The 19,838-nt window shown below is 63.0% G+C and carries 16 protein-coding genes; 10 read left to right on the top strand and 6 right to left on the bottom strand.

Annotated features, from left to right (window positions below):
* The 7 genes from nuoL to J5474_RS05605 all read left to right on the top strand — a co-directional run bounded on the left by nuoL (position 1) and on the right by J5474_RS05605 (position 9,046).
* Positions 1 to 2,121: an NADH-quinone oxidoreductase subunit L gene (nuoL, locus tag J5474_RS05575; protein WP_209359808.1), complete on the top strand. Its 2,121-nt coding sequence runs from the start codon at positions 1 to 3 to the stop codon at positions 2,119 to 2,121.
* Positions 2,121 to 3,692, top strand: a complete 1,572-nt coding sequence (locus J5474_RS05580; RefSeq protein ID WP_209359809.1) for an NADH-quinone oxidoreductase subunit M — start codon at positions 2,121 to 2,123, stop codon at positions 3,690 to 3,692. The genes nuoL and J5474_RS05580 overlap by 1 nt, the downstream gene beginning before the upstream one ends.
* A gap of 11 nt (positions 3,693 to 3,703) precedes the next feature.
* On the top strand, positions 3,704 to 5,155 hold the full coding sequence (gene nuoN, locus J5474_RS05585; RefSeq protein WP_209359810.1) for an NADH-quinone oxidoreductase subunit NuoN: 1,452 nt from the start codon (positions 3,704 to 3,706) through the stop codon (positions 5,153 to 5,155).
* Positions 5,156 to 5,287: 132 nt separating this feature from the next.
* Positions 5,288 to 6,022 carry a biotin--[acetyl-CoA-carboxylase] ligase gene (locus J5474_RS05590; RefSeq protein WP_209359811.1) on the top strand — a complete coding sequence of 245 codons (735 nt, stop codon included), beginning with the start codon at positions 5,288 to 5,290 and terminating at the stop codon, positions 6,020 to 6,022.
* A gap of 11 nt (positions 6,023 to 6,033) precedes the next feature.
* On the top strand, positions 6,034 to 6,816 hold the full coding sequence (locus tag J5474_RS05595) for a type III pantothenate kinase (RefSeq protein ID WP_209359812.1): 783 nt from the start codon (positions 6,034 to 6,036) through the stop codon (positions 6,814 to 6,816).
* 53 nt (positions 6,817 to 6,869) lie between these two features.
* On the top strand, positions 6,870 to 8,537 hold the full coding sequence (locus J5474_RS05600) for a ribonuclease J (RefSeq protein WP_209359813.1): 1,668 nt from the start codon (positions 6,870 to 6,872) through the stop codon (positions 8,535 to 8,537).
* Between the two features lie 83 nt (positions 8,538 to 8,620).
* Positions 8,621 to 9,046 carry an OsmC family protein gene (locus tag J5474_RS05605; RefSeq protein WP_209359814.1) on the top strand — a complete coding sequence of 142 codons (426 nt, stop codon included), beginning with the start codon at positions 8,621 to 8,623 and terminating at the stop codon, positions 9,044 to 9,046.
* 67 nt (positions 9,047 to 9,113) lie between these two features.
* Here the strand turns inward: J5474_RS05605 and J5474_RS05610 are convergent, their stop codons facing one another.
* From J5474_RS05610 to J5474_RS05620, 3 genes are all read right to left on the bottom strand, one after another.
* A complete protein-coding gene (locus tag J5474_RS05610; RefSeq protein ID WP_209359815.1) occupies positions 9,114 to 10,583 on the bottom strand; it encodes a DEAD/DEAH box helicase in 1,470 nt (489 codons plus the stop codon).
* A 162-nt stretch (positions 10,584 to 10,745) separates the two neighbouring features.
* Complete coding sequence (locus J5474_RS05615) at positions 10,746 to 11,699, bottom strand: glycosyltransferase family 2 protein (RefSeq protein WP_209359816.1); 954 nt, start codon at positions 11,697 to 11,699, stop codon at positions 10,746 to 10,748.
* Positions 11,696 to 13,168, bottom strand: coding sequence for a glycosyltransferase family 2 protein (locus tag J5474_RS05620; protein ID WP_245216253.1), 1,473 nt, complete (start codon positions 13,166 to 13,168; stop codon positions 11,696 to 11,698). The genes J5474_RS05615 and J5474_RS05620 overlap by 4 nt, the downstream gene beginning before the upstream one ends.
* Positions 13,169 to 13,590: 422 nt before the next feature.
* Between J5474_RS05620 and tgt the strand changes: the two genes are divergently transcribed.
* Positions 13,591 to 14,730, top strand: a complete 1,140-nt coding sequence (tgt, locus tag J5474_RS05625) for a tRNA guanosine(34) transglycosylase Tgt (protein ID WP_209359818.1) — start codon at positions 13,591 to 13,593, stop codon at positions 14,728 to 14,730.
* A gap of 266 nt (positions 14,731 to 14,996) precedes the next feature.
* Here tgt and J5474_RS05630 read toward each other — a convergent pair whose 3' ends face one another.
* The 3 genes from J5474_RS05630 to J5474_RS05640 are packed head-to-tail and all read right to left on the bottom strand — an operon-like array spanning position 14,997 to position 17,833.
* A complete protein-coding gene (locus J5474_RS05630; protein ID WP_209359959.1) occupies positions 14,997 to 15,818 on the bottom strand; it encodes an NAD-dependent epimerase/dehydratase family protein in 822 nt (273 codons plus the stop codon).
* Positions 15,812 to 16,606, bottom strand: a complete 795-nt coding sequence (locus J5474_RS05635) for a glycosyltransferase (RefSeq protein WP_209359819.1) — start codon at positions 16,604 to 16,606, stop codon at positions 15,812 to 15,814. The genes J5474_RS05630 and J5474_RS05635 overlap by 7 nt, the downstream gene beginning before the upstream one ends.
* 9 nt (positions 16,607 to 16,615) lie before the next feature.
* Positions 16,616 to 17,833, bottom strand: coding sequence for an NAD-dependent epimerase/dehydratase family protein (locus J5474_RS05640; RefSeq protein WP_209359820.1), 1,218 nt, complete (start codon positions 17,831 to 17,833; stop codon positions 16,616 to 16,618).
* A 307-nt stretch (positions 17,834 to 18,140) separates the two neighbouring features.
* On the opposite strand from J5474_RS05640, the gene J5474_RS05645 reads away from it, so the two are divergent.
* Both J5474_RS05645 and J5474_RS05650 read left to right on the top strand, forming a co-directional pair.
* Positions 18,141 to 19,241, top strand: a complete 1,101-nt coding sequence (locus J5474_RS05645) for an alkene reductase (protein WP_342454012.1) — start codon at positions 18,141 to 18,143, stop codon at positions 19,239 to 19,241.
* 135 nt (positions 19,242 to 19,376) lie between these two features.
* Complete coding sequence (locus tag J5474_RS05650) at positions 19,377 to 19,532, top strand: hypothetical protein (RefSeq protein ID WP_209359822.1); 156 nt, start codon at positions 19,377 to 19,379, stop codon at positions 19,530 to 19,532.
* The last annotated feature ends 306 nt before the right edge of the window (positions 19,533 to 19,838 follow it).

The following is a 19,838-nucleotide window of genomic DNA, read 5'->3' on the forward strand; positions in this document are numbered from 1 at the left end:
ATGGAGTCGATCATTCTCTTTGCGCCCCTCGTGGGCAGCCTGATCGCGGGTTTCGGGTGGAAGTTCATCTCTATCCGTGGCGCGCAGTGGGTCAGTACAGGCCTGCTGTTCCTCGCCTGCTTCTTCTCCTGGGTGGTCTTCTTCAGCCACGGGCCGGAGACGCAGCACATCCAGATCATGCGCTGGATCGAGAGCGGTACGCTCTCGACCGACTGGTCGATCCGTCTGGACCGTCTGACCTCGATCATGCTTATCGTCGTCACGACCGTGTCGTCGCTCGTGCACCTCTATTCTTTCGGCTACATGGCGCATGACGACAACTTCAAGCACGGGGAAGAAAGCTATCGCGCGCGCTTCTTCGCATACCTGTCGTTCTTCACCTTCGCCATGCTTATGCTGGTGACCTCGGACAATCTCGTGCAGATGTTCTTTGGCTGGGAGGGCGTGGGCGTCGCCTCCTACCTGCTGATCGGCTTCTACTACCGCAAGCCTTCAGCGAACGCGGCGGCGATGAAGGCCTTCATCGTCAACCGGGTCGGCGACTTCGGTTTCGCGCTGGGGATCTTCGCGCTGTACATGCTGACCGACAGCGTGCGCTTCGATGACATTTTTGCCGCCGCGCCGGAGATCGCGCAGACGCAGATCAGCTTCCTCTGGGGGACGTGGAACGCGGCCGAAGTCGCTGCCGTACTGTTGTTCATCGGCGCGATGGGCAAGTCGGCGCAGTTGTTCCTGCACACTTGGCTACCCGACGCAATGGAAGGCCCGACCCCGGTTTCGGCGCTGATCCACGCCGCAACCATGGTGACCGCCGGCGTGTTCCTGGTCTGCCGCATGTCGCCGCTGATGGAATACGCGCCGCAGGCGATGGCATTCGTGACCTTCCTCGGGGCCAGCACGGCATTCGTGGCGGCGACCATCGGGTTGGTGCAAAACGACATCAAACGTGTGATCGCCTATTCGACCATGTCGCAGCTGGGGTACATGTTTGTAGCCGCAGGCGTCGGCGTTTACTCGGTCGCCATGTTCCACCTGTTCACGCACGCCTTCTTCAAGGCGATGCTGTTCCTTGGGGCCGGTTCCGTGATCCACGGGATGCATCACGAGCAGGACATGCGGAACTACGGCGGCTTGCGGAAGAAGCTGCCGATGACCTTCTGGGCGATGATGATTGGCACGCTCGCAATCACCGGTGTGGGCATCCCGCTGACCCACATCGGTTTCGCGGGCTTCCTGTCGAAGGACGCCGTGATCGAAAGCGCATGGGCAGGCACGGCGGGCGGCTACGCCTTCTGGATGCTGGTCATCGCGGCGCTCTTTACCTCGTTCTACTCGTGGAGGCTGATGTTCCTCACCTTCTTCGGCAAGCCGCGCGGCGACAAGCACACCCATGAGCACGCCCACGAAAGCCCGCCCGTCATGCTGATCCCGCTGGGAGTTCTTGCTCTGGGGGCGATATTCTCCGGTATGGTCTGGTACGGGTCGTTCTTCGGCGACCACGACAAGCTGAACGGCTTCTTCGGACTGCCTGCGCACCACGTCGAGGTCCCCGATGGTCATGGCGAAGGGGCGGGCGTCGACAGCCACGGCGAGGCCGGTGCCGGGGATCAAAACCCGACCGAAGCCGCGGTTTCGGGCCACGGCGCAATGGCCGCCAGCCACGGCACACCGCAGGGTGCGATCTTCATGGCGGCGGACAACACCGTCATCGACGACGCGCACCACGCGCCCGTCTGGGTGAAGATCTCTCCCTTCATCGCCATGCTGATCGGTCTGATCACCGCCTACTGGTTCTACATCATAAACCCGACGGTGCCGAAGCGTCTGGCCGAGAACCAGCGGCCGCTGTACCTGTTCCTGCTGAACAAGTGGTACTTCGACGAGGTCTATGACTTCCTCTTTGTGGAGCCCTCGAAGAGGCTGGGCCGCATCCTGTGGAAGGGCGGCGACGAGGCGATCATCAAGGGCGGGATCAACGGCCTTGCCCTGGGCATCGTCCCTTGGGTCACCCGTCTCGCCGGTCGCGCGCAGTCCGGCTACATCTTCACCTACGCCTTCGCCATGGTCATCGGGATCGCGGTCCTGATCACATGGATGTCTATCTCCGGAGGGGCACACTGATGTCGAACCTTCTCTCCATCGTCACTTTCCTGCCAGCGCTGGCAGCGCTGATCCTCGCGGTCTTTCTGCGCGGGTCGGACGAGGCGGCGCAGCGCAACGCAAAGTGGCTGGCGCTGATCGCCTCGACGGCAACATTCGTCATCTCGCTTTTCATCCTCGCGCAGTTCGACGCGCAGGACACGGGCTTCCAGATGCTTGAAGAGGGCGAATGGCTGATGGGCCTCAGCTACCGGATGGGCGTGGACGGCATCTCCGTCCTGTTCGTCATGCTGACCACATTCATGATGCCGCTGGTGATCTGGGCGTCCTGGGACGTGAAGCACCGCGTGACCGAATACATGATCGCCTTCCTCATGCTGGAAACGCTCATGCTGGGCGTGTTCATGGCGCTGGATCTCGTGTTGTTCTACGTCTTCTTCGAGGCCGGCCTGATTCCGATGTTCCTGATCATCGGCATCTGGGGCGGCAAGGAGCGCATCTACGCGTCGTTCAAATTCTTCCTCTACACCTTCCTCGGCTCGGTGCTGATGCTGGTGGCGATGATCGCCATGTACGCGGACGCGGGCACCACCTGCATCGGCGGCTGCGAGGTCTCGCTGCTGAACCATACCTTCGGATCGGAGGATTTTTCCGTCCTCGGGATCCACGTGGTGGGCGGTCTGCAGACCATGCTGTTTCTTGCGTTCTTTGCGTCGTTTGCCGTGAAGATGCCGATGTGGCCTGTGCACACGTGGTTGCCCGAAGCCCACGTGCAGGCGCCGACGGCGGGATCGGTCGTGCTGGCGGCCATCCTGCTGAAGATGGGCGGCTATGGCTTCCTGCGCTTCAGCCTCGCGATGTTCCCGGTGGGATCGGATGTGATGGCGAACTTCGTCTTCACCCTGTCGGTTGTGGCGATTATCTACACCAGCCTCGTGGCGCTGGTGCAGGAGGACATGAAAAAGCTCATCGCCTATTCGTCGGTGGCACACATGGGCTACGTGACCATGGGCATCTTCGCCGCCAATCAGCAGGGCGTGGACGGGGCGATCTTCCAGATGCTGTCGCACGGCTTCATCTCGGGCGCGTTGTTCCTGTGCGTGGGGGTGATCTACGACCGGATGCATACCCGCGAGATTGATGCCTACGGCGGTCTCGTGAACCGGATGCCGGCCTATGCGCTGGTATTCATGTTCTTCACCATGGCGAACGTTGGCCTGCCGGGCACCTCCGGTTTCATCGGGGAGTTCCTGACCCTCGCGGGCATCTTCCAAGTCAATACCTGGGTGGCGGCGGGTGCCGCGACGGGTGTGATCCTGTCGGCGGGCTACGCGCTGTGGCTGTACCGCCGTGTCGTCATGGGCGACCTGATCAAGGAAAGCCTCAAGACGATCAAGGACATGACCGCGCGCGAAAAGACGATCTTTGCACCGCTGATCATCATGACGATCTGGATGGGGGTCTACCCGGCACCGATCCTCGACCGTATCGGCCCGTCCGTGGAGGCGCTCGTGGCGCATTACGACGTGGCACTGGAAAACGCGGGCCGGTCGGAGACCACCCGCGTTGCCGAAGCTGAAGCTGGACACTGAGAGGACATACGATGTCGGCCGATCTCAATATCATCCTGCCGGAAATCATCCTGTCCATCTACGCGATGGTGGCTCTGGTCGGCGCGGTTTACACGGGCAAGGACAGCCTGGCCCCCATGCTGGTCTGGGCGACCGCGGCGCTGTTTGTCGTCATGGGCTTCTGGATCGGAGCGACGGGCTCTGGTGACGTGATGGCGTTCAATGGCATGTTCCGGAACGACGCCTTTGCCCGATTTGCGAAGGTCATGATCCTGATCTCCGCCGCCGCGGTGCTGGCGATGAGCCAAGGCTACATGGAGCGGCGCGGCCTTTTGCGGTTCGAGTATCCTATCCTGGTCACGCTCGCGGTTGTGGGCATGATGGTGATGGTCTCGGCGGGGGACCTGATGTCGCTCTACATGGGGCTGGAGCTGCAATCGTTGTCGCTTTACGTGGTGGCTTCGCTGCGCCGTGACAGCGCGAAATCAACAGAGGCGGGGCTGAAGTATTTCGTGCTGGGCGCGTTGTCTTCCGGGCTGCTGCTGTACGGGGCATCGCTGGTCTACGGCTTTGCGGGGACGACGCTGTTTTCCGGCATCATCGCGGCGGCCGGCGAGGGGCACCTGACAATCGGCCTGCTGATCGGCCTCGTGCTGATGATTTCCGGAATGGCGTTCAAGGTCTCTGCGGTGCCCTTCCACATGTGGACGCCGGACGTCTATCAGGGTTCGCCTACGCCGGTGACGGCCTTCTTTGCCACGGCGCCGAAGGTCGCGGCCATGGGGCTGTTCGCCCGGGTGATGTTCGACGCCTTTGGCGGTGCCGTAGCGGACTGGAGCCAGGTTATTGCGCTTCTGGCGGTGCTGTCGATGTTCCTCGGGAGCTTTGCCGCGATCGGCCAGACCGACATCAAGAGACTGATGGCCTATTCCTCGATCGCGCACATGGGCTATGCCCTGATCGGTCTCGCTGCCGGAACGGAGACCGGCGTACAGACCATGCTGATTTACATGGCAATCTACGTGACGATGAATGTAGGCACCTTTGCCTTCATCCTGTCGATGGAGCGGGACGGCAACCCGGTCACGGACATCGGCGCGCTGGGGATGTATTCGAAAAAGGAACCGGGCCGTGCGCTGGCGATGCTGGTCCTGCTGTTCAGCCTGGCCGGCGTACCGCCGCTTCTGGGCTTTTTTGCGAAGTACGGCGTTCTGATGGCTGCGGTCGAGGCCGACATGGTCTGGCTTGCCGTAGGGGGCGTCGTGGCCTCCGTGATCGGGGCCTATTACTATCTGCGGATCGTCTTCTTCATGTATTTCGGTGAGGACCGCGAGGATTCGCTGGACAAATCGTCGTCACCGCTGCTGACGGGATTCCTCGGGGTTTCGGCGCTGCTTATCGTGGTGGCGGTGTTCAACCCGCTGGGCCTGACGGTGGACCTGCAGAACGGGGCGCACGCGGCGGCCGTCGCGCTGGTCAACTGATCCTTATGCGGAGGGATCCGACGGTGACGCGCCCCACTGGGGCGCGTCGCTGTTTTACGCCGTCGGCGTGTTGGGGGTTCTACCCCCAAACCCCCGCGGTATTTATGAAACCAAAGAAGGGCGGAGCGGACCATGGGCTGGCCTGAAGGATATGGGCGGCGGGTCATGGCTGAGGTGGACAGCACCAACGCCGAAGCGGCGCGGATCGTCGGCGGACTCGGCGGGCCCGAGTGGATCTGTGCACTGAATCAGACGGCCGCCCGAGGGCGGCGCGGGAGGGTATGGATTGCACCGGCCGGAAATTTCGCCGCCACGCTGGTGATGCGCCCGAGGGAGACAGCTGCCGTCGTCGCGCTGCGGTCCTTCGTAGCGGCGCTGGCGCTGTATGACGCCCTTGCGGCGCTGACGGGGGCGGAGGCGGCTCTGGCGCTCAAGTGGCCCAACGACGTACTTTTGAATGGTGGCAAGGTGGCAGGTATCCTGCTTGAAGGGCTGCCGAACGGAGGGCTTGCGGTGGGGATCGGGGTGAACCTGATTGCCGCGCCCCCGGCCGAACAGGTGGAGGCCGGCGCGGTCCGCCCTGTATCCCTGTTGGAGGAAACCGGGGTGCGTGTATCACCCGAACAGATGCTTGACGCGCTGGCTGCCGCATGGGCCATGCGTGAGGATTCGTTTGTCACCTATGGCTTTGCCGCGATGCGCGAGGCATGGCTGACGCGGGCGGCGCGGCTGGGTGAGGTCATCACTGCCCGAACGGCGCGCGACAGTGTCACGGGCACCTTCGAGACAGTGGACGCGCAGGGTCAACTTGTCCTAAACACCGCCCAAGGCCGGGTCACCATCGCGGCCGCGGACGTGTTCTTCTGAAAGGCCGGGCTATGCTGCTTGCCATCGATTGCGGCAACACCAACACCGTGTTTTCTATCTGGGACGGGGAGAGGTTCGTCGCGACCTGGCGCACCGCCACAGAGCATCAGCGCACGGCGGATCAGTATTACGTGTGGCTTTCTACCCTGATATCTCTGCACAACGTGGAGGCGGAGATTACCGACGTAATCATTTCCTCGACCGTGCCGCGCGTGGTCTGGAACCTGCGGGTTCTGGCTGACCGGTATTTCCGTACCCGGCCTCTTGTGGTGGGGCGGCCGGATTGCGCCCTGCCGGTGGAGGTGCGCGTTGACGCAGGCACGCAGGTCGGGCCGGACCGGCTGGTTAACACCGTTGCGGGTTACGAGAAATTCGGCGGTGACCTGATCATCGTGGATTTCGGCACGGCCACGACCTTTGATGTGGTGGCGCGCGACGGAGCCTATATCGGCGGGGTGATCGCACCGGGTGTGAACCTCAGCCTTGAGGCACTGCACCAGGCGGCGGCGGCGCTTCCGCATGTGGATATCTCGCGTCCGGCGCAGGTGGTGGGAACGAACACCGTGGCTTGTATGCAATCGGGGATATTCTGGGGCTACGTGGGCCTCGTCCGGGAGATCTGCGACCGCATCAAGGAAGAACGCGACCGCGAGATGCGGGTGATCGCCACGGGGGGGCTCGCACCCTTGTTCCAGCAGGCGGTGCCGCTATTTGATGCCTTTGACGAATTCCTCACGATGCACGGTTTGACCGTGATCTATCAGCACAACAAGGCGTTGGCCGACGCGGCCTGACGCGAGACACCTCGCGGGCCCAAGGGGGCGCGCGCAAGAAGAGAGGCTCGAGCATGAGCGAAGAGCGACTGATTTACCTGCCGCTGGGCGGCGCCGGCGAAATCGGCATGAACTGTTATGTCTACGGCTACGGCAAACCCGGGCAGGAACGCCTGCTGGTGGTCGACATGGGCGTGGCTTTCCCGGATATGGACGGGACGCCCGGCGTGGACCTGATCATTCCGGACATCACCTGGCTGAAACAGAACAAGGCCCGGATCGAGGGGCTGGTCATCACCCACGCGCATGAAGACCACGTGGGCGCGGTGGGGCATACCTTCGAAGCGCTCGGGGTGCCGATCTATTCCCGTGCTTTCACCGCCAACATAGCGCGCCACAAGTTGGCCGAATACGGCATCGAGGGAAAGGCGGTGCGGACCTGCTCGCCTTACCCGGAGGTGACAAGGATCGGCCCGTTCTCGGTATCATTCGTGCCGATTTCGCACTCGATCCCCGAAAGTTCGGGCCTGATCATCGATACTCCGGCGGGACGGGTCATCCACACCGGCGACTTCAAACTCGATACCCAGCCGCTGGTGGGCGAGGCCTGGGACCCGGAACTTTGGACCGAGATTTCCAAGGGCGGGGTGAAGGCGCTGGTTTGCGATTCCACCAACGTCTTCTCGCGCCACCCGGGACGGTCCGAGGTCATCGTCGGCCCCGCGGTGGAAAAGCTGGTAGAAGAAGCACCGCGCCTTGTTGTCGCGACGACCTTTGCCTCAAACGTCGCGCGGGTAAAGACGCTGGCGCAGGCGGGCGAGCGGGCCGGACGGTCGATCTGCCTGCTGGGCCGCGCCATGCGGCGGATGATCGAGGCGGCGGTGGAAACCGGCGTTCTAAAAGATTTTCCCAAGGTGGTGCAGGTCGAGGATGCGGCGTCGATTCCGCGCGAAAGCCTGATGTTGATCGTCACCGGCAGCCAGGGCGAGCGGCGCGCGGCGTCTGCCCAGCTGTCACGCGGCAAGTTCAATGGCATCGAACTAAAGGAGGGCGATCTCTTCCTTTTCAGCTCCAAGACCATTCCCGGCAACGAGAAGGATGTCATCCGGATCATGAACCAGCTCTCGGAGAAAGGCGTGGACGTGGTGGATGATTCCATGGGCGATTATCACGTTTCCGGCCACGCCAACCGACCCGATCTGGAAACCATGCAGGACGTGGTGCAGCCGCAGATCGTGGTGCCGATGCACGGGGAACACCGCCATCTGCGGGCGCATGTGGGCCTTTCCGAAGCAAGGGGCCGTCAGGGTATCCTTGCCGTCAATGGGATGATGATCGACCTGACTGGCAACGCACCCAAGGTGGCCGAATATATCGAGACGGGGCGGACTTACCTGGACGGTACGGTGCAAATCGGCGCCCTCGACGGGATCGTGCGCGACCGTATTCGCATGGCGCTGAACGGCCATGTGGTGGTGACGCTGATCATGGACGAGGAGGACGCACCGCTGGGCGAGCCCTGGGTCGACCTGATGGGACTGGCAGAAACCGGGCGCAGCCATGTGCCGCTGGTCGAGGTGCTCGAAGCGGATCTGAGCCAATTCATCGGTCGCGCCGGGGACAAGACCCTGACCAGCGACGACAAGCTTGAGGAAGGCCTGCGTCGTATTGTGCGCCAGACCTGTCTGAACGAGATCGGCAAGAAGCCCGAGGTGACGGTGGTGGTCAGCCGCTTGAGCTGATCTGGGAACCGGCCTTGTTCGCTCGCGTTGGTCCGGGAAGGGTGCAGGAGCACCCGGACCAACGCGACTGACAGGAGAGCGACATGATCGAGAAAGCCGGTTCCGCCAAATGGAAGGGCAGCCTGAAGGACGGCAGAGGGACTGTTTCCACGGAATCCTCTGCGCTGAAGGACCAGCCATATGGATTCAATACCCGATTCGATGGGCAGCCCGGTACTAATCCGGAGGAACTGATCGGCGCGGCGCACGCGAGTTGTTTTTCTATGGCGCTATCGATGATCCTTGGGGAAAGCGATCTGGTGGCGGATGAAATCAGCACCACCGCAAAGATTTCCCTCGATAAGAAACACGACGGTTTCGCAGTGGTCAAATCTCACCTGACGGTCGCGGCAAAAGTGCCGAACGCGTCGGACGCGGATTTCATGACGGCGGCGGAGACGGCCAAGGCGAACTGTCCGATCTCGAAACTGCTGGATTGCGAGATTACCATGGAGGCACGGCTGGTCTGATCCCGGTCGACCTCGGATATGAAAAGGGCCGCCCTTTGGGCGGCCCTTTAGCGTTCTGGAACCGAAGTCAGCCCGCGCGGCGTTCGTCGAAGCTCAGCGCTATGAATTCCGGCATGTGATCCCCGAGGCCCACCACCTTCGGGTCGGAACGGCGGTCCCCACGACGACCTTCGTAACGGTCGGAACGTTCGCTGCGCTCGGAACTGCGGGTCTCGCTACGATGGTCGGTTCGAGCCTCGGTGCGGCTTTCAGTCTGGGGCTCGCTGCGGGTCTCGGGCGCCCGTTCGCTACGAGAGGATTTCGACTTCGACGAAGAGCGGCTGCGACTGGTCTTCTTCTCGGCCTTCTTCTCAGGCTTCTCTTCGGACCGCTCTTCGCGGGCTTCGGCCTTTACAGGGTTTTCGAGTCGCGGGATGTCCTTCTGGAGCAGCTTTTCCACAGCGTCGAAGTACTTTTCGTCGCGCGGCACGCAGATGGTGTAGGCTTTGCCCGAACGACCGGCGCGGCCGGTCCGTCCAATGCGGTGGACGTAGTCCTCAGCGTGACTCGGCACGTCGAAGTTGAAAACGTGGGTCACAGCGGGAATATCCAGGCCGCGCGCCGCTACGTCAGAGGCGATCAGCAACCGGACAGAGCCGTCGCGGAACCCGTCGAGCGTCTTGGTCCGCTGCGACTGGTCGAGGTCGCCGTGGATTGGAGAAGCGTTATAGCCGTGCTGTTTCAGCGATTTGGCGACGATATCCACATCCACCTTGCGGTTGCAAAAGACGATGGCGTTGGAGCATGCCTCGCCCTCCGCGTCGATCAGTGCGCGCAGCACGGCGCGCTTTTCGGAACCTTCGCGGTCGCGGCGGGACGGGGTAAAGACCACGGCGCCCTGGGTGATCGTCTCCGATGCGGTCGCCTGACGCGCCACCTCGATCCGCGCCGGCGCGGAGAGGAAGGTATTGGTGATGCGCTCGATCTCCGGCGCCATGGTGGCGGAGAAGAACAGTGTTTGCCGGGTAAAGGGCGTCAACGAGAAGATGCGTTCGATGTCGGGGATGAAACCCATGTCGAGCATGCGGTCGGCCTCGTCGACAACCATGATCTCGATGCCGGTCAACAGCAGCTTGCCGCGCTCGAAATGGTCGAGCAGGCGGCCCGGCGTTGCGATCAGAACGTCCACGCCCTTGTCGATCAGCACGTCCTGTTCCTTGAAGGAAACGCCACCGATCAACAGCGCCTTCGTCAGCTTGACGTGCTTGGAGTAGGTGTCGAAGTTCTCGGCCACCTGTGCCGCCAGTTCGCGGGTCGGACAAAGTACAAGGCTGCGCGGCATCCGTGCGCGGGCGCGGCCACGCGCCAGTTTATGGATCATCGGCAGGGTGAAGGATGCGGTTTTCCCGGTGCCGGTCTGGGCAATGCCCAGCACGTCCTTGCCTTCGAGCGCATGGGGAATCGCGCCTTCCTGGATCGGCGTCGGGGTTTCGTACCCGGCTTCTTCGATGGCCTTGAGGACCTTTGGGCTGAGGTTCAGATCAGAGAATTTTGTCATGTATGTCCGTATGGTTGCGGACACTGGAACCCTGGCCCGCGCGTATGTCTGAGGGAAGGCCCGGTCGGCCTGGCGTTCGTTCGCTTTCATCCCCTGTGGCTGCCATAGTGAAAAAACCACGAAAGGTCAATGATGCGACCTTTCCGGGCCGTTGCCTCGCATTCAGGCGAAGTGCCCCGCACGCAGCCTGTCCAGGTCCAGATCGTGACGGCGCAACAGTCCATGCCGGTTCAAACGCTCGCAAAGCGTGGGCGTCGCTAGGCAGACCTCGTCGAAGAAGGCCCGGAGCGCCGTCTCTCCGCCGTCTGCCTCGATGACGCAGAACAGGTCATGGAGTGACAGCGCTCCCGCTCGCCGCACTTGCGGTTTCAGGTCCGCCCGGTAGGAGCCGCGCTCCAGTCTGAAGCGATAGCTCGACAGGAAATGTGGCCAGTCGTTGGCGTGGAAGTGCCCCAGCGCGATGCCGGGCAGGTCGGCCTGACCCGGGTTTTTGACCTCGTTCAGGATAACGTTGTGGATCTTGATCTGCAGCCCCTTCAGCCCGGTACGAAAGAACAGTTTGCCCGCGACGTGGCTCAGGAAACCGCCTGACAGATGCGGGCCCCACGTGGGAAAGCACGCCTCTGCCGCGTCCTGACGCGCCTTCTGATCGCGGTGAAAGGCCTTGAAGGCGGTAGGGCCGGCGTCACCCGGCATGGGGGCCAGCGCCTCCATCGGGCGCACACGGGCACAGAGCGCCTCTGCAGGCATGGCGCTTAGCTGGTTCGCAATGGGGCGATCGGGGATCAGGAATTCGTCCACGTCGATATGAGCGAGCCAGTCGACCTCAGGCTTGCGATTGTTGCAGTGGCGCGCGTTCATAGATTGGCGGACCTGATGCTTTTCCGGGCGGCCCTTGCGTTTGGCCCAGTAGTCGGCGTCCGTGTGCATCACGCGAATTTTCGGATGGGTTTTCAGCGCATTCAGCGTTTCAGGCACGTCCTCGTCCAGATAAATGTAGACCCGGTGCGCGCCTTGCTCCAGATGCCATGCGGCAAAGCGCTGGATGGCTTCCAGTGGTGCCTTCACCGTTGTGACGGTGCCCCATGAGGACGAGGCGGCAGCTGGCGCGCTCATGGCAGCCGTCCGAAGTGCCGCAGCACCTTGGCGTCGAGGTCGAGGTCACGGGTCAGTAGCATCCCGCGTGCCGCGAGGCGGCCGCGCAGGGCAGGTGTATCGGCGCAGACCTCGTCAAAGAACGCCCGCAAGCCGTCCTCGCCTTCCTCCTGCATCAGAAAGGTCAGAAGTTCCGATTGTCCCAGTTCAGGGCGTTCGGAACGCGCGCGATAGGAACCCTTTGTCAGGCGGAAACCGAGGTGATCGCGAAAATGCTGCCACGTGGGCGTGTGCAGGTGGGCAAGCCAGACGCCCGGCAGTCTGCAACGGTTTTTCAGGTCCTCGCCGTGGCGTTTCAGGGCGTGGATGCCCAGGCGCGTATCGGTCAGACCGGTCCGCGCCAGCACCTTCCCCGAAGTATGCGACAGGAAGCCGCCGTAAAGGTGCATCCCGAAGGTCGGATAGACATCCTGCAGCTCGGCTTTCTTCACGCCCGCTGCGTGGTGGGTCAGTTTGAAGTGCCGGGGCGGCGGACCATCGGTGGCGAGTGCTTCTGCGGGAGGTATGCGGGCAAAGGCTGCATCCTGCGGCGCGGTGAAAAGGCTATGTGCAAGAGGTTGATCCGAAATCAGGAATTCATCCACGTCGATATGACCCAGCCAGTGCAGGGCGGTGTCGGCATGAAGGCAGCGCGTGGCGTTGAAGGCCTGCCGTAGTTGATGCGGCGCGGGCCGGTCCTTGCTGTGGTGCTCCCAGTATGCGGCGTCGGTCGTGGTCAGGTTGATCTTCGGGTGCCGCAGGAAGTCTGTGGCATCCGGAGCGGGCGCATCAAGAAAGATGTGCAGCGCGTCGGCGCCCATATCCAGATGGTGTGCGGCGAAACGCGCGATCTGGGCCAGCGGCGCGTTCGTTGTGGTCACGAGGCCCCAACGCAAGGTTTCTTCGCTGTCGGGTTGCGTCCTTTGCGGGACCGCGGCGGCGGCACGCGGCGGGGATTTATCGGCGCGCTGTGCCTCTTTCTCCGCCCGCATCAGAGTCAGGCGGTGAAACAGGGCCCTGGGGTCTTCGTGCAGTCGTGTCAGGAGGTTGTGCGCCAGGGGTGCGATTGCCGCGTCGCCTTCGGACTCCTGCCAGAGCCGCGCCAGCGTGTTGACGTCAAGCCCGCCACCAACCAGGGCGAAGGGGTCCATGTCCAGCGGCAGGCTGGCATTCTGGCGTCTGCCGCTGGGGTGCGGCTGGTCGGGGCGCAGGCCGGAATAGAGCCGCTCCGTTTCGTAAAGCTTCATCATGTTGAACAGCGTGGACAGCGCGAGGCCGATACCGCGCTGCGTCTCCGTCACGCCATGGTCGCCGAAGGTGGTGACCGCGGAGACCAGCCAACGCGGGTCGAGATGGGCCAACAGGTGGTCGGCTTGTTCCGCCCAGAGCCGGGCGAACAGCATTGGCGCGTGCTCGGGAAAGCTGCGCTTGCGCAGGTGTGCGATGAGCAAGCCGTGTAATGTGCATAGCTCGCTAAACCCTTTTAATTCTTTGCGCATCGCGTGGCTTTTGCGGTGAAATCCGGAACGGAACGGCGGCCTGTGCGCCGGGTCGGTATCGGGGTCTGCGACGATCTCGTGCGTGAGGCCGGCAAGATCACAATCCACCGGCGGCAAGCCTTCGCCCGGAACCGTGTCGATGGGCGCACGGCGGGCCTCATAGAGGTCAAGAAGGGCGGCAAAGGCCGGGGGCGTAGGGGTACTCATGCGCACGAAAGTGGTCGATCCGGGGCAGTTGGGCAATGGCGTAATCGCATGGAAACCCGGCGTTTCAACGGCGCGTCAATGGTAATGCCGCAGCGATTCCCGGATGCGGTGCTGGCGCCGGACGGGGCAGTTGAGTATGGGAGGGGGCGATAGAGCAGGAGGCCGCCATGGACAGTGCCGGGACGACAACGGGATTCACCCTGAAAGGGCGGGACGGGCGCGCCCGGATGGGAGTGATCGCCACCACGCGGGGCGAGATCCGAACCCCGGCCTTCATGCCCGTGGGCACCGCGGCCACGGTCAAAGGCATGATGCCCGAAAGCGTTGCTGCGACCGGCGCGGATGTCCTGCTGGGAAATACCTATCACCTGATGTTGCGGCCGGGGGCTGAACGGGTGGCCCGATTGGGCGGGCTGCATCGTTTTATGAATTGGAACAAGCCGATCCTGACAGACTCGGGCGGTTTTCAGGTCATGAGCCTGTCATCCTTGCGCAAGCTGACCGAGGAAGGGGTGACGTTCCGGTCCCATGTGGATGGCTCGAAGCATATGCTGTCGCCGGAAAGAAGTATGGAAATCCAAAAGCTTCTGGGGTCGGACATCGTCATGGCCTTTGACGAGTGCCCGGCGCTGCCGGCGGATCGCAAGCGGATCGAGGAGTCGATGCAACTGTCCATGCGATGGGCTGGGCGGTCACGCGAGGCCTTTGGCGACAGGCCGGGGCATATGTTGTTTGGCATCCAGCAGGGCGGGCTGGAACGGGATCTGCGCGAGGAATCGGCGCGGGCACTGACGCAGATCGGCTTTGACGGTTACGCGGTGGGCGGCCTGGCGGTTGGAGAAGGGCAGGAAGCCATGTTCCAATGCCTCGATTTCGCGCCGGAATTTCTGCCCGAGGACAAGCCGCGTTACCTGATGGGGGTGGGCAAGCCCTCGGATATCGTGGGTGCGGTAGCGCGAGGCATAGACATGATGGACTGCGTGCTGCCGTCGCGTTCGGGGCGGACGGGGCAGGGCTGGACCCGGCGGGGTCAAGTGAACCTGCGCAACGCGCGACACGCGGACGATCCCAGACCACTGGATGAGCAGTGCGCGTGCCCGTGCTGCCGCGGGTACTCCAGAGCCTACTTGCATCACGTCGTGCGCGCGAAGGAAATGATCGCGGGCATGCTTCTGACATGGCACAACCTGCACTACTATCAGGAATTGATGGCCGGGCTGCGGGCGGCAATCGCCGAGCAGCGCTTCGAGGCGTTCCGGGCTGACTTCGATGCGGGCGAGGCGCTCGGGGATATCGAACCGCTCTGATCCTTGTTTTGGAATGGCTTCGAGCCTGTTTTCTGGCCGTCGATCGCATTCTGGCTGCTGGCGTGGAGTTGGAGTCTTGAGGCCTTGGACGGATTATCAGGAAAATGCCCGCGCTTGCTGTGAACGTTTTGGATCGGTGGGTCGGTTTCGGCGGATGGGTGGCCGATGAGATGCAGGGAAGCGGGCGCTGCCCCCGCCCTGCGGGACTGCCCCGGAGTATTGATACCGGGAAAAAGCACAGCGCCGGGATCGGTGCGGAGGGCCGTTCAGGTCAGCATCGCGGGGAGACTCTGACGCAGGAGTTCCATCCCGCCGGGCCGCCAGCCCAGCGCGTTCAGGCGGGTGCAGATCAGCGGGCTTACGGGGGTGTCGCAGGGCTCCGGCGGGGGGTGCGGACAGGCGGTGAGCCGCTGCACTTCGGAAAGCAGGTCACGGCGATCAAGAAGCAGGTCGGAGACGTGGGCCGGGCCGGAAGTGGTTTCCATCAACAGGAGGCGCGCGGCTAGCCGGAGGTCCTTGCCGTGGACTTCGGTACCGCGGCGGGGGACGATGGTGTGGCCCGCACGATAGTCGGCAAATAGCTCGGTCCATTTGTGCGGCGGCGCAAAGGGGGCCGACGGGCCGTAAATGCCGGTAGCCCGCAGCGAAAGGCCTGTGAGGGGCGAGGTCTGGGCGAGAGCGAAGAGGTGGTCTTCGCATCGCGCCTTCAGCTCGCCGTAGAGGGATTTCGGCTTTGGGGCGAGGGTTTCGGGCAGGGAGGCGCCAGGCGACAGGCCGTCGAAAACCGCCCGGGAACTGAGAAAGAGGATCCGGGTGACGCCCTGTTGCGCGGCAGCGTCAAAGAGACGCTTTGTGCCGTCCAGGTTTGCGGCGAGGAAGCCATCGGGGTCATTGCCTTCGCCCCCGCGATACCGCCCCGGTACGTGGGAGAAGGCGGCGTGGATCAGGGTGGTGACGCCAGTCAGGTCCGGGGCTGGTCCGGCCAGCGACCAGGGGCGGTCCGCGTCGTGGCGTCCGAGAGTAAGGTCGGCCAGAGAGCTGAGCCATTGCCCGACAAGACCGCTGGCGCCGGTGAGGGCGATCATGATGGATTCTTCATCGTGTCGAGGTCGGGCTTGCCACCGTTGGCGTAGACCCGCCACAGGTCGATCAGCGGGCGCAGTTCGTCAGCTTTGGAGTGAATTTGCCACGGCTTTTCATACTGATAATGGATTACGTTAATGTTGTTCCAGTCCCAGAGGGCCGGCAGGTTGAACCAGACATATTGCAGCATGTTGAAGGTCACCGGCAGGCCGTGCCAGTTGGAGAAGAAGGCCTGGAGGAAGCTCTGGTCGGTCCGTTTCCAGAAGGCACCGGGGGCGTCCAGCATTTGCAACATGTTCCGGAAGGTGGCTTCCGAGGGTCGTGCGGTGAATACCCCGGAGTTCAGGCGGTGGAAGTCCGCGAGGCTCTCGTAAACATTCGGAGCGGCAGAGAAGTCGGGGTAGTCGAAGAGCCGGTCTATGTTGCGCAGTACCAGCGTGTCGGCATCGAGGAAGGTCACGCGGTCGTAGGGCAACTGCCAGAGGCGCAGTTTGCAGAAGTTGTCGAGCGGCGTATGGAATGCGGGTTTATCGCCTTTTGTGAATGGGTTACGACCGTGTATTTCATGTTTTGCATGCGCCGCGATGAAGCCGTCGGAAACCGGCAGGTGGTCGACCTTCACCAGGCGTGCGCCCAGTGCAGCAAGGGGAGCGAGCGCCTCCGCAGGTGCGCCGCCGGTGTGCAGGACAACGCGGTCGGCCTGCGTCTCGGTAAGGTTAAGGGAGTGTATTAACGCTTTGGCCCCCAACGCGAAATCCGCGTTGGTGACCAGGGTGACATAAGCGGCCTTCATCCGTTGGCCTCACGAAACTTCGCGCAGGGCCTTGCCCTCTGGGTCGTGTTCGACAGTGCGGGCGATGTCCTTTGTCCAGGCGGAGATGGCCGGAACGCGAGAGCGGTCGATACGGTGGGCGTATTTCTTCGCCACCTCGACAACCTCCGACAGAAGCCCTTCGGCCAGGGTGGTCGGGTTAAGGCCCAGTGCGAGGAACTGGTCGTTGTCCACGATCAGATCGTTTTCGGCAGCTTCCTTGCGCGGGTTGGGGAGGGTCTTGACCTCCGCCCCGGTCAGCCGGGACACCAGTGCAGCGAGGTCGCGGACGCGGTGGGTTTCGGTCATCTGGTTGAAGATCTTCACCCGGTCGCCATGCGCGGGGGCGTCGCCCAAAGCCAATTCGATGCAGCGCACGGAGTCCTGGATGTGGATAAAGGCGCGCGTCTGCCCGCCTGTGCCGTGCACGGTCAGCGGGTAGCCGATGGCGGCTTGAATCAGGAAGCGGTTCAGGACGGTTCCATAGTCGCCGTCGTAGTCGAACCGGTTGATCAGCTGTTCGTGCCGCCGGGTCTGGTCGGTGTGGGTGCCCCAGACGATGCCCTGATGCAGGTCCGTGATCCGCAACCTGTCGTTCTGGGCGTAAAACTGGAACAGGATCTGATCGAGCGACTTGGTCATGTGGTAGACCGAGCCGGGCCGCGTCGGGTAGAGGATCGCCTGTTCCTTTGGGCCGGTGGGCGTGTCGATGGTCACGTCGAGGTAGCCTTCGGGGATTGGCGCGCCAACGGAGGAATAGCCGTAAACGCCCATGGTGCCGAGGTGGACGAGATGCGCGTCGGGTGCGGCTTCGACCATGGCGGCGAGCAGGTTGTGCGTCGCGTTGGTATTGTTGTTGACGGTGTAGACCTTGTGGCGGTCGGTTTTCATCGAATAGGGCGCGGCGCGCTGTTCGGCAAAGTGGATGACGGCATCCGGGCTGTGATCGGCCAACCATGCCTTAAGCCGTTCGTATTCCTTGGCGAGATCGAGCAGGTGAAAGCGGATGGTTTCTCCCGAGGTCTGTTTCCAGATACGGCAACGTTCCTGGATCGAATCCATGGGTGTCAGCGACTGCACGCCCAGTTCGGTGTCAATCCAGCGACGCGAAAGGTTGTCGATGATGTGCACCTCGTGGCCGGCGTTCGAGAGGTGGAGGGCGGTTGGCCAGCCGACGAAACCGTCGCCGCCAAGGATCGCGATGCGCATTCGGGGTCTCCTGTCAGAGTGTTTGTTTTCCCAGAGGTAGGACCGATGGGCGCGCGGGTAAAGTGATGCTTTGGTGACGATTGATACAGGCGAAATGTTGCTCTTTGGCAATAATGAGCCGAATTTTAGCGCTACGGAGAAAATTGATACATCATTGTTGTCTGCGGAAAGTCGCGCAGGAGCCGTGCTCAGGCGCGCGCATACGGTTTTGGGTGCGCTTTCGCTCAGGCCCTCTGCGGTCGGGGACGGAACGCGGGCGCGGGCGCGGGCATTGGGGGAAGACTCGAGAAACTCCCGAAAGGAGACGATCATGACCAGCCTTTTTGACCCGACCACCCTTGGCGCCATCGACGTCGCGAACCGCGTCGTCATGGCACCGCTCACGCGCAACCGCGCGACGGAAGACGATGCCCCCATGGAGATGCATGTGGACTACTATCGGCAGCGTGCGAGCGCGGGGCTGATCATCACGGAGGCGACGCAGATTTCGCCCGAAGGCAAAGGGTACGCCTGGACGCCCGGCATCCACTCGGACGTGCAGGTGGAGAGGTGGAAGGCCGTGACCGATGCGGTCCATGCGGCGGGCGGCAAGATCGTCTTGCAGTTGTGGCACGTCGGGCGCATCAGCCATACCTCGTTGCAGGCGGACGGCAAGGACCCGGTGGCGCCTTCCGCCGTGCAGGCCGAGGGCGTACAAACCTTCGACGGCGAAAAGATGGTTCAGGTCTCTGCGCCGCGCGCGTTGGAGGCGCCGGAGATCCAGCGTATCGTCGGTGATTTTCGCAAAGCGACACTGAACGCGAAGGCTGCGGGATTCGACGGTGTGGAGGTGCACGCCGCCAATGGCTATCTGATCGACCAATTCCTGAAGGACGGACCCAACCGGCGCGCGGACGCCTATGGCGGTTCATTCGAGAACCGGGTGAAGTTGCTGGGCGAGGTACTGGACGCCGTGATCGGCGCCTGGGACCCGGCCCGGGTGGGCGTGCGGATCTCTCCCTTTTCGGCGGCGAACGCGGCCGAGGACAGCCGGCCAAAGGCGCTGGCGGAATTCGTGGTGGATTACCTCGCGGGCCGCGGCCTCGCCTATCTGCACATGGTCGAAGGCCAGACCGGCGGGCCGCGCGACGCTGCCGGGCTGACACCGGAGATCCTCACGGATCTGCGGGCGCGGTTCGACGGCGCCTGGATGGGCAACAATGGCTATGACCGTGATCTGGCCATGGCGCAGGTCGAGGACGGCGCCGTGGACGCGGTAGCCTTTGGTCGGCCCTTCATCGCAAATCCGGATCTCGTGTTGCGGCTTCGGGAAGGGGCGCACATGAACGAAGGCAACCCGGAAACTTATTATGGTGGCGGGCGCGATGGGTTTACCGACTATCCCTTCCTGCGTGACGAAGCCGCTTGACGGTCTGCGTGCGGATTAGGCTTGCGAAAGGCCCCTGTCCTGTAGGATGGGGGCCGATCTGCCCCACCAGTGCCCTGAGTCGCCCCGAGTCGCCCTCAGTCACGCGGATCCGGGGCCACGACAGGAGCATACGACATGGATTACGGCAAATCCGGCGCACCCAAGTCAGCCAAGGGGGCACCGCGCTTCGATGGCAACAAGGAACAGCCGAAGGGCAAGAACGCACGCGGTGGCAAGGCCACGAAGGCGGAGCTGTTGGCTCGGATGAAGGCGGCCCAAAAGAAGGGCTGATACTGGCTGATTTCTGGCCGGACCAGCCGGACCAGTATGACCGGACGTGCCGAGCGCCGCTTCCTCCGGGGCGGGCTCCGGCAGTGATTGCCTAAGTGCACCCTCCGCGCCGGGTGTCTTCTCACCTCGTTTGGGCAGCGGCATGCCAGTTGGTCAATTGGGATTGCTCGCGTTTGTCCACAAAAGCCCGCTTGCGCCCCCCGACTGCGGGGGCCATTCTGATCCCATAAGGGCCGTGGGGTCCACCAGCGCTGCTTGAAATGCGCGGGTAGGCCCCCCAGATATAGCGCTCAAGACCGGGGATGC

Origin of the sequence: Sagittula salina (genome assembly GCF_017813235.1) — a bacterium.
GTDB classification, from domain to species: domain Bacteria; phylum Pseudomonadota; class Alphaproteobacteria; order Rhodobacterales; family Rhodobacteraceae; genus Sagittula; species Sagittula salina.

Excerpts from the sequence above, each read along its gene's own strand:
- nuoL (WP_209359808.1), top strand. The coding sequence starts at position 1 with ATGGAGTCGATCATTCTCTTTGCGCCCCTCGTGGGCAGCCTGATCGCG.
- J5474_RS05580 (WP_209359809.1), top strand. The coding sequence starts at position 2,121 with ATGTCGAACCTTCTCTCCATCGTCACTTTCCTGCCAGCGCTGGCAGCG.
- nuoN (WP_209359810.1), top strand. The coding sequence starts at position 3,704 with ATGTCGGCCGATCTCAATATCATCCTGCCGGAAATCATCCTGTCCATC.
- J5474_RS05590 (WP_209359811.1), top strand. The coding sequence starts at position 5,288 with ATGGGCTGGCCTGAAGGATATGGGCGGCGGGTCATGGCTGAGGTGGAC.
- J5474_RS05595 (WP_209359812.1), top strand. The coding sequence starts at position 6,034 with ATGCTGCTTGCCATCGATTGCGGCAACACCAACACCGTGTTTTCTATC.
- J5474_RS05600 (WP_209359813.1), top strand. The coding sequence starts at position 6,870 with ATGAGCGAAGAGCGACTGATTTACCTGCCGCTGGGCGGCGCCGGCGAA.
- J5474_RS05605 (WP_209359814.1), top strand. The coding sequence starts at position 8,621 with ATGATCGAGAAAGCCGGTTCCGCCAAATGGAAGGGCAGCCTGAAGGAC.
- J5474_RS05610 (WP_209359815.1), bottom strand. The coding sequence starts at position 10,583 with ATGACAAAATTCTCTGATCTGAACCTCAGCCCAAAGGTCCTCAAGGCC.
- J5474_RS05615 (WP_209359816.1), bottom strand. The coding sequence starts at position 11,699 with ATGAGCGCGCCAGCTGCCGCCTCGTCCTCATGGGGCACCGTCACAACG.
- tgt (WP_209359818.1), top strand. The coding sequence starts at position 13,591 with ATGGACAGTGCCGGGACGACAACGGGATTCACCCTGAAAGGGCGGGAC.
- J5474_RS05635 (WP_209359819.1), bottom strand. The coding sequence starts at position 16,606 with ATGAAGGCCGCTTATGTCACCCTGGTCACCAACGCGGATTTCGCGTTG.
- J5474_RS05640 (WP_209359820.1), bottom strand. The coding sequence starts at position 17,833 with ATGCGCATCGCGATCCTTGGCGGCGACGGTTTCGTCGGCTGGCCAACC.
- J5474_RS05650 (WP_209359822.1), top strand. The coding sequence starts at position 19,377 with ATGGATTACGGCAAATCCGGCGCACCCAAGTCAGCCAAGGGGGCACCG.